This is a genomic window from Bacillus sp. SCT118, assembly GCF_058566435.1.
On record NZ_CP191225.1, the window covers coordinates 1,907,929 to 1,920,702 of the forward strand.

Annotated in this window: 13 protein-coding genes; 10 read left to right on the forward strand and 3 right to left on the reverse strand. The window is 43.5% G+C overall.

From position 1 onward, the window contains the following. Nucleotides 1-27: 27 nt before the first annotated feature. On the forward strand, nucleotides 28-1,161 hold the full coding sequence (locus tag ACQVGT_RS09985) for a conserved virulence factor C family protein (protein ID WP_015383914.1): 1,134 nt from the start codon (nucleotides 28-30) through the stop codon (nucleotides 1,159-1,161). Nucleotides 1,162-1,294: 133 nt separating this feature from the next. On the opposite strand, the gene ACQVGT_RS09990 is transcribed toward ACQVGT_RS09985, so the two are convergent. After that, entirely contained in the window at nucleotides 1,295-2,647 is a 1,353-nt protein-coding gene (locus ACQVGT_RS09990; protein ID WP_015483356.1) for an IS1182 family transposase, read from the reverse strand. Nucleotides 2,648-3,028: 381 nt separating this feature from the next. Between ACQVGT_RS09990 and ilvD the strand changes: the two genes are divergently transcribed. From ilvD to ACQVGT_RS10030, 8 genes are all read left to right on the forward strand, one after another. Then, nucleotides 3,029-4,705 carry a dihydroxy-acid dehydratase gene (gene ilvD / locus ACQVGT_RS09995; RefSeq protein ID WP_015483355.1) on the forward strand — a complete coding sequence of 559 codons (1,677 nt, stop codon included), beginning with the start codon at nucleotides 3,029-3,031 and terminating at the stop codon, nucleotides 4,703-4,705. A gap of 106 nt (nucleotides 4,706-4,811) precedes the next feature. Continuing rightward, nucleotides 4,812-5,246, forward strand: coding sequence for a bacilliredoxin BrxA (gene brxA, locus ACQVGT_RS10000; protein WP_003230794.1), 435 nt, complete (start codon nucleotides 4,812-4,814; stop codon nucleotides 5,244-5,246). A 41-nt stretch (nucleotides 5,247-5,287) separates the two neighbouring features. Then, nucleotides 5,288-6,061, forward strand: coding sequence for a class I SAM-dependent methyltransferase (locus ACQVGT_RS10005; protein WP_015383912.1), 774 nt, complete (start codon nucleotides 5,288-5,290; stop codon nucleotides 6,059-6,061). A gap of 259 nt (nucleotides 6,062-6,320) precedes the next feature. After that, entirely contained in the window at nucleotides 6,321-6,932 is a 612-nt protein-coding gene (locus tag ACQVGT_RS10010; RefSeq protein WP_009967559.1) for a YpjP family protein, read from the forward strand. A gap of 17 nt (nucleotides 6,933-6,949) precedes the next feature. Next, on the forward strand, nucleotides 6,950-7,483 hold the full coding sequence (locus ACQVGT_RS10015) for a phosphatidylglycerophosphatase A family protein (protein ID WP_015483354.1): 534 nt from the start codon (nucleotides 6,950-6,952) through the stop codon (nucleotides 7,481-7,483). A gap of 83 nt (nucleotides 7,484-7,566) precedes the next feature. Beyond that, a complete protein-coding gene (locus ACQVGT_RS10020; RefSeq protein WP_015483353.1) occupies nucleotides 7,567-8,361 on the forward strand; it encodes a thymidylate synthase in 795 nt (264 codons plus the stop codon). Further along, nucleotides 8,358-8,864 (forward strand): dihydrofolate reductase DfrA, encoded by a 507-nt coding sequence (dfrA, locus tag ACQVGT_RS10025; RefSeq protein ID WP_015383909.1) that lies wholly within the window; start codon nucleotides 8,358-8,360, stop codon nucleotides 8,862-8,864. The genes ACQVGT_RS10020 and dfrA overlap by 4 nt, the downstream gene beginning before the upstream one ends. Next, complete coding sequence (locus ACQVGT_RS10030) at nucleotides 8,865-9,485, forward strand: lysophospholipid acyltransferase family protein (RefSeq protein WP_015483352.1); 621 nt, start codon at nucleotides 8,865-8,867, stop codon at nucleotides 9,483-9,485. A 39-nt stretch (nucleotides 9,486-9,524) separates the two neighbouring features. Here the strand turns inward: ACQVGT_RS10030 and trhA are convergent, their stop codons facing one another. Together trhA and ACQVGT_RS10040 are read right to left on the reverse strand one after the other, a co-directional pair. After that, nucleotides 9,525-10,166, reverse strand: coding sequence for a PAQR family membrane homeostasis protein TrhA (trhA, locus tag ACQVGT_RS10035; protein WP_004398522.1), 642 nt, complete (start codon nucleotides 10,164-10,166; stop codon nucleotides 9,525-9,527). Between the two features lie 20 nt (nucleotides 10,167-10,186). Beyond that, complete coding sequence (locus ACQVGT_RS10040; RefSeq protein WP_015483351.1) at nucleotides 10,187-11,182, reverse strand: sigma 54-interacting transcriptional regulator; 996 nt, start codon at nucleotides 11,180-11,182, stop codon at nucleotides 10,187-10,189. Between the two features lie 248 nt (nucleotides 11,183-11,430). Here ACQVGT_RS10040 and ilvA point away from each other — a divergent pair, with 248 nt between their 5' ends. Further along, nucleotides 11,431-12,699: a threonine ammonia-lyase IlvA gene (gene ilvA / locus ACQVGT_RS10045; RefSeq protein ID WP_015383907.1), complete on the forward strand. Its 1,269-nt coding sequence runs from the start codon at nucleotides 11,431-11,433 to the stop codon at nucleotides 12,697-12,699. Nucleotides 12,700-12,774 lie beyond the last annotated feature (75 nt).

Here is a 12,774-nt window from a genome sequence, read left to right on the forward strand (position 1 = left end):
TCACAGATATGCTATAGGAGGACGATCATGAAGATAAAATCAATTGAACCTACACCAAGCCCGAATACAATGAAAGTCATCTTAACGGAAGAGCTTCCGGCGGGTAAAAGCAATAACTATAAACCTGAGCAAGCAGAAGGCGCACCGCCTGTTATAGCGGAAATCCTTAAAATAGATGGAGTTAAAGGGGTATATCACGTCGCAGATTTTCTTGCTGTTGAACGGAATGCAAGATACGACTGGAAAGACATTTTACCGCAAGTCCGCACTGCATTTGGGATGGAAAGTGCTGAAAGCGCAGAAGAAAATCGTTCTGATCAAGAATCTTTTGGAGAGGTAAAAGTTTTTGTGCAGATGTTCAGCGGCATTCCTATGCAAGTTAAATTAACCGATGGAGAGCGGGAAGAACGCTTCGGCTTACCTGAACGCTTTCAGCAGGCGATCTTAAAACTGAGATCTGAAGCTTCCAATGTTGTGTTTGAGCGGGCTTGGAAAGAACAAGGTGTCAGATTCGGTGACTTTGATGAAATCGGCCATGACGTGACAGAAGAGCTTCAGGCGGCATACAGTGATGAACGGCTGAAACGACTGACTGAAGCAGCCGCTCAAGGAAAGGGCGAAGCAAAACAAGCTGTACAGCGCAAAGCGTATAAAGTAACGCTTGACATGCTGGATGATGAGGACTGGAAAAAGCGTTATGCACACTTGGAACAGATGGATCCGAAAGAAGAGGATATCCCGATTTTACAGAAGGCATTGGATGATCCAAAGGTGTCCATCAGAAGACAGGCTGTTGTGTACTTAGGAATGATTGAAACACCTGATGTTCTTCCTCTATTGTATAAAGCACTTGAGGACAAAGCTGTATCAGTCAGAAGAACGGCCGGAGACTGCCTGTCTGATATCGGCGATCCTCAAGCCATTCCTGCTATGATCAAGTCGTTAAGCGACTCCAGCAAGCTTGTTCGCTGGCGTGCGGCCATGTTCCTGTACGAAGTCGGCGATGAAAGTGCAATTGAAGCTTTGCGCGCTGCCGAAGATGACCCCGAATTTGAGGTCAGCCTTCAAGTCAAAATGGCGCTTGAACGTATTGAGCATGGAGAAGAAGCAAAAGGTTCTGTTTGGAAACAAATGACGGAAAGCAGAAAAAAAGGCGAATAAAGATAAAAAAGGTGCAGATCATGCACCTTCAGCTTGTAGAGAAAACGATGTTTTTTCTACAAGCTTTTTTGTTGTGTGCTGTTTCTTTAGATTTTCAGCTGATTTCAAAAACAGAAAAAGAGCTCCCACATACCTAGCTCTGCTTGGCTAGGTATGTGGCAATCTTCTTCATGTTCTGGCATGCGGCTGTGAGGAGAACTTGTTCGCTCACATTCCGTTTTCCCCTCAACCTGCAATAGCGAAGCCCGTGCAGTTGTTTTGAATCTGCAAAGCTTCGCTCTATTTTTTCTTTTCTTTTTTTGTAGAGGTTTTTTCCTGAAACAGACAAGCGATTTTGCCTGATCTTTTCTTTGTGGTCTTCCCATACATGCCGGGTGATGACTTTCTGATGTTTTTTTGATTTTGTGCAGTTTTCAAGAAAAGGGCATGAGGAACATGTTTCAGGATTTGATTTATATGACCTGTATCCTTTTCGGTCAGTTGTTGAGTATGTGAGTGTTTGCTGGTTCGGGCAAATGTACCTGTCTTTTTCAATGTCGTAATGAAATTTCCATTTTGGAAACAAGCCTCTAGTAGGGTGATATCGTCTGTGGGCAATGACGCCAAAAATATGACGGTCAGATAATCCTTTACAGATAGGAGCTGTTAAATATCCGGAATCAAGGGCGACAGCTTCTACTTGAAAACCAAATCGTGCGATTTGGTGATCTAATCGGTCAAGATAAGGCACAGAATCATGGAGATTTCCCGGTGTGACGTGGGCATCGGTGATAATGTTGTATTTCATATCCGTTGTGCGGTGATCTAAATAGAAAAAACCTTCTGGTTTGTTTTCGCGATACAGATATCCACTTTCGGGATCAGTTGTACTGTGGCGGATCTCTTTTTCAGCTTTCACCTCCTCTTTGACTATTAGTGGCTTTTTTCCGTGTTCCTCTCGATCTTCTTGGATGGCTTCATTTAAATCTTTGATATAGTTTTGTGTATCCTGTTCAATCGTTTTTCTTGTGTATTTATGCTTGTTGGCATTGGCTTTAAGGTGAGTGGAATCGGTGAATAGGACACGTCCGCCCACCATGTCATGATTGATGGCCTGAAGAACGATCTCATCAAAAATATCTTGGAAGATGGTTGTATCTTTAAAACGTGTGCGTCTGTTCCAGCTGATGGTGGAGTGGTGCGGAACTGGATCGTTTATGTTCAATCCGAGAAACCATCTGTACGCCATATTGTAGTAAATTTCTTTTTCGAGCTGTCTTTCTGAACGGATACCATAGAGGTATCCGATAAACATCATTTTGAATAAAATCAGCGGATCAAGTGAGGGGCGGCCTTTGTTTTCACTGTAGTAAGGCTTAACCTTTTCAATGATAAAAGAGAAGTCTATGTATTTATCGATTTTTCGAAGCAGATGATCCTCTTCGACAAGTTGGTCGAGAAGAACAAATTCGGCTGCGTTTTGAGAAGAATTTCTTGTGTGGAACATGGGAAAGACACCGTCCTTTTGAAGTCTTTCTTTTATTTTATTACAGAAGAATGGATATTTTAAGAAAAAATAAAGGCTGTCGAGATTTTCTCGACAGCCTGAAGGTGCAGATCATGCACCTTTTTTATGTGAATTCACTTTTTATAAAAATTATTTCGAATATTGTTGAAAAATATCCGAAAACTATTTATAGTAAGTAACAATATTAATAGTTGGAGGGTTCAAATCGAAAGAAAGCTATATAAATATAAAAACATGAAAGAACAAAACAAGGTGAGGGCGGCCTGTATTTATCTTATTTGCAAAAACAGCCCATAAATAAACTGAAAATTGTCAAAATAAAATCCAATCAAACAATTGAAAGAATTTAGGAGGATCACCATGGCAGAATTACGCAGTAATATGATCACACAAGGAATCGATAGAGCTCCGCACCGCAGTTTGCTTCGTGCAGCAGGGGTAAAAGAAGAGGATTTCGGCAAGCCGTTTATTGCGGTGTGTAATTCATACATTGATATCGTTCCCGGTCATGTTCACTTGCAGGAGTTTGGGAAAATCGTAAAAGAAGCAATCAGAGAAGCAGGGGGCGTGCCGTTTGAATTTAATACCATTGGGGTAGATGATGGCATCGCAATGGGGCATATCGGTATGAGATATTCGCTGCCAAGCCGTGAAATTATCGCAGACTCTGTGGAAACGGTTGTATCCGCACACTGGTTTGACGGAATGGTCTGTATTCCGAACTGCGACAAAATCACACCGGGAATGCTTATGGCGGCAATGCGCATCAACATTCCGACGATTTTTGTCAGCGGCGGACCGATGGCGGCAGGAAGAACAAGTGACGGGCGAAAAATCTCCCTTTCCTCAGTATTCGAAGGGGTAGGCGCCTACCAAGCAGGGAAAATCAACGAAAACGAGCTTCAAGAACTAGAGCAGTTCGGATGCCCAACGTGCGGGTCTTGCTCAGGCATGTTTACGGCGAACTCAATGAACTGTCTGTCAGAAGCACTTGGTCTTGCCTTGCCGGGTAATGGAACCATTCTGGCGACATCTCCGGAACGCAAAGAGTTTGTGAGAAAATCGGCTGCGCAATTAATGGAAACGATTCGCAAAGATATTAAACCGCGTGATATCGTTACAGTAAAAGCGATTGATAACGCGTTTGCACTCGATATGGCGCTCGGAGGTTCTACAAATACCGTTCTTCATACGCTTGCCCTTGCAAACGAAGCCGGCGTTGAATACTCTTTAGAACGCATTAACGAAGTCGCTGAGCGCGTGCCGCACTTGGCCAAGCTGGCGCCTGCATCGGATGTGTTTATTGAAGATCTTCATGAAGCGGGCGGCGTGTCAGCGGCTCTGAATGAGCTTTCCAAGAAAGAAGGAGCGCTTCATTTAGATGCGCTGACTGTTACAGGGAAAACTCTTGGAGAAACCATTGCCGGACATGAAGTAAAGGATTATGACGTCATTCATCCGCTGGATCAACCATTCACTGAAAAGGGTGGCCTTGCTGTTTTATTCGGTAATCTAGCTCCGGACGGCGCTATCATTAAAACAGGCGGCGTACAGAATGGGATTACAAGACACGAAGGGCCGGCTGTCGTATTCGATTCTCAGGACGAGGCGCTTGACGGCATTATCAACCGAAAAGTAAAAGAAGGCGACGTTGTCATCATCAGATACGAAGGGCCAAAAGGCGGACCTGGCATGCCGGAAATGCTGGCGCCAACATCCCAAATCGTTGGAATGGGACTCGGACCAAAAGTGGCATTGATTACGGATGGACGTTTTTCCGGAGCCTCCCGTGGCCTCTCAATCGGCCACGTATCACCTGAGGCAGCTGAGGGCGGGCCGCTTGCCTTTGTGGAAAACGGAGACCATATTATCGTTGATATTGAAAAACGTATCTTGGATGTACAAGTGCCAGAAGAAGAGTGGGAAAAACGAAGAGCGAACTGGAAAGGTTTTGAACCGAAAGTGAAAACCGGCTACCTGGCACGTTATTCTAAACTTGTGACAAGTGCCAACACCGGCGGTATTATGAAAATCTAGATAGCTGGGGACACTTTCTTTTATTTTAAGGCGTGAACATTTGAAATCCGGCCCTCTCTATAGTATCCTTTACTTCAGATGAAGGATACTAGAGGGGGCTTTTTTTATGTCAATGGCTTATGAAGAATACATGCGCCAGCTTGTCGTACCGATGCGCCGCGAGCTGACTGGAGCAGGTTTTGAAGAGTTAACAACAGCGGAAGAAGTAGAAAACTTTATGGAAAAGGCAGAGGGCACAACTCTTGTAGTCGTTAACTCTGTATGCGGCTGCGCGGCAGGCCTTGCGCGTCCTGCGGCTACGCAGGCAGTCCTCCAGAATGACAAAACACCTGACAATACGGTGACTGTTTTTGCGGGCCAAGATAAAGAAGCTACTGCGAAAATGCGTGAGTATTTTACTGGCCAGGAGCCTTCTTCACCATCAATGGCTCTTTTGAAAGGCAAAGAAGTCGTACATTTTATTCCGCGTCATGAAATTGAAGGACACGATATGGAAGAAATTATGAAAAACCTGACTGCTGCCTTCGATGCGCACTGCTAAATGCCCGTTTTCCGGGCATTTTCTTTTTGGGAGTACAGAAGATGATAACAACAAGCTATAGACCGTCTGAACACACCATAAAAACCGCAAAGCAGCTTTCTAAAGAGCTAAATATGCCATACTGCGGCCGGAATAAACAAACGGTTGAACACCTGCTGAAGTCAGCTGAACGTGATTTGCTTGTGGTCGGCAAAGAGCGGTTTGAGCTGTATACGAAACAAGGTGCCAAATTCTTTTTTCATCCGAATACAGCGATGTTCAGAGCCAAACGCTTTTTACGGGGCGAGCAAGAGCCTATGCTTCGGGCTGCCGGCTTATCTGAAGGAGATACGTTTTTAGATTGCACACTCGGGATGGGGTCAGATGCCATTATCGCAAGTATGGCGGTAGGCGAAACGGGTTCTGTTGTTGGGATTGAAAAAAACCATCTTGTGTCTGTTTTAGTGAGGATGGGGCTGCATTCATGGGAAACAGGTATAGAAGAGCTTCAAGCTGCGATGAGAAGAATCCAGGTGAAGAATGGTGATTGCTTAGAATACATCAAGCAGCTTCCTGACAACTCTGTTGATGTGGTTTATTTCGATCCAATGTTTCATGAACCTGTAGAGACCTCTGACGGCATCGCGCCTTTACGTGATTTGGCAGAGGGTTCCGTTTTGCACGAAGGATGTATCAATGAAGCGGTACGAGTCGCCAGAAAAAGCGTTGTGCTAAAAGACCACTGGAAAAGCCCGCGGTTTGAACAGTTTGGTTTTAACGTCATGAAAAGAAAGACAGCACTGTTCCATTATGGCGTCATTCAAACAAGCCCGTGATTCATATCACGGGCTTTCTGTTAATCGGTGACCTCCATGACGACAAAGTATAACAATGTTAAGAGTGAAACTGTGGCAAACAGAGCGTCAATCATGCGGAAAGCCTCCTTTCATGGAATATTGTAAGCGTTTTTACACAAAGTGCATAGCAACGAATCTCCTAATTTGCATTTCAGTTTCATATAGTACATGACTTGCATGTTTTGGATGTGCTAAAATAAGAGAAACATGACAATAAAATAGAGAGGAATAAGCAGTCATGAAATTGTGGATGAGAAAGACCCTTGTGGTTTTATTTACCATTGTAACGTTCGGGCTCGTATCTCCTCCGGCTGCCCTTATGGCGGACAAGCCTTCCGGACAGCCGAGCAGTCTTGAGCAGAATGATTACACCGCTTTTTATGATGAGCATGACCTGTACGATGATGAGTCGGATGACAGGCGAGATCCTGAACTGCTTTTTCAATCGTACAAGGAACAGCTCCTTGACAGCGCTGAGGATCAGTCCTTTTTAAAATTCGGCAGCAGAATCGCTCCGGTCATTGAGGATGACTATCGGAAAGAGATCCTGCCAAAAATCGAAAATGTGATTAGTGATTATTTAGCGACATTGCAAGATGATGAGGCGTACCAAGATGTTGTGATCTCAAGCATGCCTTCAGCGGGCAAAACGGAAAAAATTTTCAACGTTTACAATCGGACAACTGGAGAAGATCTTCTCAGGTTCCATGTGCGAAGAGACCACCCGCCTCATGACGGCTACTGGTTTAATTTTCATTATCATACAGCAGAAGATGGATTTCAATCACATCATGAGCTTGGGAGCATTTACTGGGACCGCAACACGCCTCCCAACTGGATGAGTGCCTAAAGGAGATGCCATTAGACATGAAAAAGTACACAATGAAAGAAATGGTCGATATAACAAAGGATATGCTGAACAAACGGGGCGTTATGATAGAAGATATTGCGCGGATTGTTCAAAAACTTCAGGAAAAATACAATCCAAATCTGCCGCTCAGTGTTTGCATGGAGAATGTAGAAAAAGTCCTGAACAAACGTGAAATTATTCATGCTGTTTTGACAGGCCTTGCACTCGATCAGCTTGCAGAACAGAAGCTTCTCCCCGAGCCCCTGCAGCACCTTGTTGAAACGGATGAACCGCTTTACGGCATAGATGAAATTATCCCGCTTTCAATCGTTAATGTGTACGGGTCGATCGGTTTGACCAATTTCGGTTATTTGGATAAAGAGAAGATTGGAATTATTAAGGAACTTGATGAAAGTCCAGACGGTATTCATACCTTTTTGGATGATATTGTGGCAGCTCTTGCTGCAGCAGCGGCGAGCAGAATTGCACATACGCATCAGGATCTGCAAGATGAAGAAAAAGAACAGGATGAAAAGCCTGTCGTCAGCTGACTATAAAAAAATCATTTCTGGGTTCAGAAATGATTTTTTATTGTGTTACACTACTAGAAGACTACTTTTAAAGGATGAAAAAAATGAAACAGTATAAGGATTTATGCAGACATGTTTTAGAGCATGGTGAGAAAAAGGGAGACCGGACAGGGACCGGAACAATCAGCACTTTCGGATATCAAATGAGATTTAATTTACGGGAAGGCTTTCCGATGCTCACCACTAAAAAACTCCACTTTAAATCAATTGCGCATGAACTGCTGTGGTTCTTAAAAGGAGATACGAATGTACGCTATCTGCAGGAAAACGGAGTGCGGATCTGGAATGAGTGGGCTGATGAAAACGGTGAACTTGGACCTGTATATGGCTCCCAATGGCGTTCTTGGCGGGGAGCTGATGGAGAAACCATTGATCAAATTTCCCGTCTTATTGAAGATATTAAGACAAATCCGAACTCCAGACGCTTAATCGTCAGCGCCTGGAATGTTGGTGAAATTGATAAAATGGCGTTGCCGCCGTGCCATTGCCTGTTCCAATTCTATGTGTCTGACGGCAAGCTGTCCTGTCAGCTTTATCAGCGCTCTGCCGATGTTTTCTTAGGTGTGCCGTTTAATATTGCATCTTATGCCCTGCTAACCAAGATGATTGCTCATGTGACTGGGCTTGAACCGGGCGAGTTCATCCATACATTTGGTGATGTTCATATCTATCAAAATCATATTGAACAAGTCAATTTGCAGCTGGAAAGAGATGTTAGACCGCTTCCGAAGCTTCGTTTCGCCAGAAAGGTTGATTCTATTTTTAACTTTGCATTTGAGGACTTTATCATCAAGGATTATGATCCGCATCCTCATATAAAAGGGGCGGTCAGCGTATGATTTCATTCATTTTTGCGATGGATGCCAACAGGCTTATCGGCAAAGACAATGATTTGCCGTGGCATTTGCCCAATGATCTTGCATACTTTAAGAAAGTAACATCGGGCCATTCAATCATTATGGGCCGGAAAACATTTGAATCGATCGGACGTCCGCTTCCAAATCGGAAAAATATTGTCGTTACCTCAGCGCCGGCTTCAGAATTTCCGGGATGCACGGTTGTCAGTTCATTAAAGGATGTACTGGACATTTGTTCAGGCCCTGAAGAATGCTTTGTGATCGGAGGAGCTCAGCTCTATACGGACCTGTTCCCTTATGCGGACAGACTGTATATGACGAAAATTCATCACGAGTTTGAGGGTGACCGTCACTTCCCTGAATTTGATGAATCCAATTGGAAGCTGGTTTCTTCTGAGCAGGGGATCAAAGACGAAAAAAACCCGTATGATTACGAATTTCTAATGTATGAAAAAAAGAATTCTTCTAAAGCGGGAGGATTTTAATTGGTTCGCTACAGCCTTCTAGTGGTTTATATTGTGTATATGCTGTTAAAAAATATGAAACAATTATTTAATCAAACAATGCTCGATCCCCGTCTGTCATACAAAAAACAGATGACTCTTGTGTACGAACAGCCAAAGGCGTTTTTGGAAGGCTGTATCGGCATCTCCGGTTCAGTTGTGACGATCCATCAGCCAGAGCCAATACCACACGGTCCTGTTTTGTATGTGCATCCCCGTTTGCGTTTGGCTGAACTGGCCTTAATTGCTGGATATATTGAGGAACCGGCCGGCTTTATCGCCAACCCAAAAGTGTTCCGCTTGCCTTTTATCGGGCAATGGCTGGATCGGATGGATGTGATTTCAGACGGTGATTCAGAAAAGGTATATGAAGATGTGAAAAAACAGCTGGAAAAGGGACAAAGCCTGATTCTTTCACTAGATGGTTCTATTGATCCTGTAGAGCTTGCGGCCCGCTATCATCTTCCGTTGGTGATGGTGGAAACGAAAGGAACAGATAACATGCAAAAGGGCTCGTTTTTTAAACGCTTAAAACCGGCAGACATTGAATTGTCCTTTTCAAAAGCTTATATACCTGCCAATGAAAAACAATTACGTGCATAAAAAAAGCGCAGTCGTGAAGACTGCGCTTTTCTGTTACTGTTACGAAAGGAACGGCACTTTTACACAATAGAAGAGCACGCAGAAAAACATAGCAGCGCTTCCGCCCAATACAAAGCTGTGCCAAATGGCATGATGGAAGGGGATCTTTTTCCAAATGTAAAAGATGGTTCCGACAGAGTATAAAATGCCGCCGAGAAAAAGGAGGCTGAATCCTGCTCCGCTCAGTGAAGCATATAAAGGTTTAACTGCAATAATCATCAGCCACCCCATGACTAAATACACGAAGGTTGACAATAGGATAAACCGTTTCACGAAGAAAATTTTAAAAACGATTCCGCCTAGGGCAAGTGACCATACGATAACCAACAGGGTAAAGCCGAGTGTGCCTTTCAGCGGCCCAAGCAAAAAAGGCGTGTAGGTTCCGGCGATGAGTACGTAAATCGCGCTATGATCAATAATCTCCAAAATGTCCTTCGTTTTTTTATGTGTGATGCTGTGAAGCAGGGTGGAGCTCAAATATAACAGCAGCATAGAGACACCGAATATTGTAAAGCTGACAATGTCCCATGCAGACCCGTAATTAGCCGCAAATATGATTAGAAACACTAATGCTGGGATGGATAAGAGGACACCGATGCCGTGTGTAATCGCATTGGCGATCTCTTCTTTGATTGTAAACAAGTACATTCTCCTTTCGATCGCTAGATCATTTGATTTTTTAACGTCTCTATAAAGCTCAAGCCCTCAAAGGTAATTTTTGTGCCTGCGCGTCCGCGGCTTTTGGTGACATAATCTTTTTTCTCCAAATAGTCGAGACGGCTTCTGACCTGCTGAGGAGTTAACGAGGTTTGGGTATTTTTGCTGTGTTCAGAAATGATCCGTCTGCTGGCAGGTTCTCCTTTTTCGTTCAATACTTTTATTGTTTCCAAAATAAATAAAAACTCAGCTTTTTCCATTAAAGTCAGCAGCTTCGCTTTTTTCTTCGACGTTTTTCCGTCTATCGCGCCTCTAATATATGGCGGCAGGTCATATGGCTGAATCGTTCCTCCGCTTGATACTGCCGCCATATAATCTGCAGCGTTTTTTAATTCCCTGACATTGCCTTCAAATGTATGCTTCTCAAGCACCTGAAAAACGGAGGGATCGATTAACATTTGCTGATCGGAATTTGAGAGAAAATGCTGTGTCAAAAGCGGAATATCGCTTTTTCGTTCCGATAATTCGGGCAGTGTGAGCGTTAAAATGTTCAGTCTGTAGAATAAGTCTTGCCTGAAGGTATGTTCCACGGATCGGTCTGCAGAAGCACAGATCATTCGCGGTTTCTCCGTGTCTGAATCAAGCGCTTTTAACAGCTGAGCTTGTACAGAAGCAGGCATGCACCATATATCATCAAGAAAAAGGGTTCCTCGTACCGCTTTTTGAAAAACACCTGTGTTTCCGTTAGGGCCAAAAAGCTCATGAATAAGGGTTTCTTCCGAATGGGTGCTGCAATTGACGATTATAAACGGTTCATTGCTTCTCGAAGATTCCAAGTGTATGGCATGTGCGAAGTGATTTTTGCCTGTTCCGATTTTTCCTGTTATTAAGACAGGAAGCTCTGATAACGAGAACTGCTTGGCGATTCGCTTCGCTTCCAGGAAAGTTTGATGTTCTCCGATTAGATGTTGAAATGTATTGAGTTTTGGTGCACTATTCATCAATTGGCTCCTTTTGGTTCTAATTGGTTTCATTATATCATGCCTTTTGGTTGAAAACACCCTTTATTTTACGATCATCTTTTTTCTTGGCTCTGCAGGATAATGGTTGAACAGAAGTTACCACAAGATGTGGTGGACATAGTCTGTATTTTTTTAATTATTAAATAAAAATAATTGTCTTATTTTTTGAATATTCGTGTTATAATGGCATATTAAATAGGGATTTAAAACAAGAAAGGAATCTGTACATGAAACCGTTGCTTAAAGAAAACTCTCTCATCCAAGTGAAAGACATTTTGAAGGCTCACCAAAACGTAAAGGACGTTGTCATTCACACACCTTTGCAGAGGAATGACAGACTTTCTGAGAGATATGAATGCAATATTTATTTAAAACGTGAAGACTTGCAAGTTGTCAGATCTTTTAAGCTCAGAGGGGCTTATCATAAAATGAAACAGCTTTCCAGCGAGCAGACAGAGAACGGGGTTGTGTGTGCAAGTGCCGGAAACCACGCTCAAGGTGTGGCATTTTCGTGTAAACATCTTGGAATTCACGGGAAAATTTTTATGCCGTCTACTACACCGAGACAAAAAGTATCTCAAGTTGAACTATTCGGAAAAGGATTTATCGATATTATTTTGACAGGCGATACGTTTGACGATGCGTATAAAAGCGCTGTTGAATGCTGTGAGGCGGAATCTCGGACGTTTATCCATCCGTTCGATGATCCGGATGTGATGGCCGGACAGGGAACGCTCGCGGTCGAGATTTTAAACGACATTGATACAGAACCGCATTTTCTTTTTGCAAGTGTCGGAGGCGGCGGCCTTCTCTCTGGGGTAGGTACATATTTGAAAAACGTGTCCCCTGATACAAAGATAATTGCTGTTGAGCCGGCGGGAGCGGCATCCTATTTTGAATCAAATAAAGCTGGGCATGTCGTCACACTTGATAAAATTGATAAGTTTGTAGATGGGGCGGCTGTTAAAAAAATTGGCGAGGAAACCTTCCGGACGCTGGAATCTGTCGTTGATGACATTCTCCTTGTGCCTGAAGGAAAAGTATGTACATCCATTCTTGAATTATATAACGAATGTGCGATTGTTGCTGAACCGGCTGGAGCTCTTTCTGTCGCAGCGCTTGATTTGTACAAGGATGAAATTAAAGGGAAAAACGTGGTGTGTGTGGTAAGCGGGGGCAATAACGATATCGGAAGAATGCAGGAAATGAAGGAGCGTTCCTTGATTTTTGAAGGTCTTCAGCATTATTTTATCGTCAACTTTCCGCAAAGAGCGGGGGCGCTCCGCGAATTTCTTGACGAAGTCCTCGGGCCGAATGATGACATTACAAGGTTTGAATATACGAAGAAAAATAATAAAAGCAACGGACCTGCTCTTGTCGGCATCGAGCTGCAGAACAAAGCCGATTATGGGCCGCTGATTGAACGGATGAACAAAAAACCGTTTCATTATGTAGAGGTGAACAAGGATGAGGACTTGTTCCATTTGCTAATCTAATTTTTTTACACAACCGCGCAAAATGACAGACAGCCCGGCTGGCATCATATATAATAGAAGAAAAACAAAAAAGAG

What these genes read in the sequence shown, in the direction of transcription:
- ACQVGT_RS10020 (WP_015483353.1), top strand. Translation starts at nt 7,567, where the DNA reads ATGAAACAGTATAAGGATTTATGCAGACATGTTTTAGAGCATGGTGAG.
- ACQVGT_RS10010 (WP_009967559.1), top strand. Translation starts at nt 6,321, where the DNA reads ATGAAATTGTGGATGAGAAAGACCCTTGTGGTTTTATTTACCATTGTA.
- dfrA (WP_015383909.1), top strand. Translation starts at nt 8,358, where the DNA reads ATGATTTCATTCATTTTTGCGATGGATGCCAACAGGCTTATCGGCAAA.
- brxA (WP_003230794.1), top strand. Translation starts at nt 4,812, where the DNA reads ATGTCAATGGCTTATGAAGAATACATGCGCCAGCTTGTCGTACCGATG.
- ACQVGT_RS09985 (WP_015383914.1), top strand. Translation starts at nt 28, where the DNA reads ATGAAGATAAAATCAATTGAACCTACACCAAGCCCGAATACAATGAAA.
- ACQVGT_RS10015 (WP_015483354.1), top strand. Translation starts at nt 6,950, where the DNA reads ATGAAAAAGTACACAATGAAAGAAATGGTCGATATAACAAAGGATATG.
- ACQVGT_RS09990 (WP_015483356.1), bottom strand. Translation starts at nt 2,647, where the DNA reads ATGTTCCACACAAGAAATTCTTCTCAAAACGCAGCCGAATTTGTTCTT.
- ACQVGT_RS10005 (WP_015383912.1), top strand. Translation starts at nt 5,288, where the DNA reads ATGATAACAACAAGCTATAGACCGTCTGAACACACCATAAAAACCGCA.
- ilvD (WP_015483355.1), top strand. Translation starts at nt 3,029, where the DNA reads ATGGCAGAATTACGCAGTAATATGATCACACAAGGAATCGATAGAGCT.
- ilvA (WP_015383907.1), top strand. Translation starts at nt 11,431, where the DNA reads ATGAAACCGTTGCTTAAAGAAAACTCTCTCATCCAAGTGAAAGACATT.
- ACQVGT_RS10040 (WP_015483351.1), bottom strand. Translation starts at nt 11,182, where the DNA reads ATGAATAGTGCACCAAAACTCAATACATTTCAACATCTAATCGGAGAA.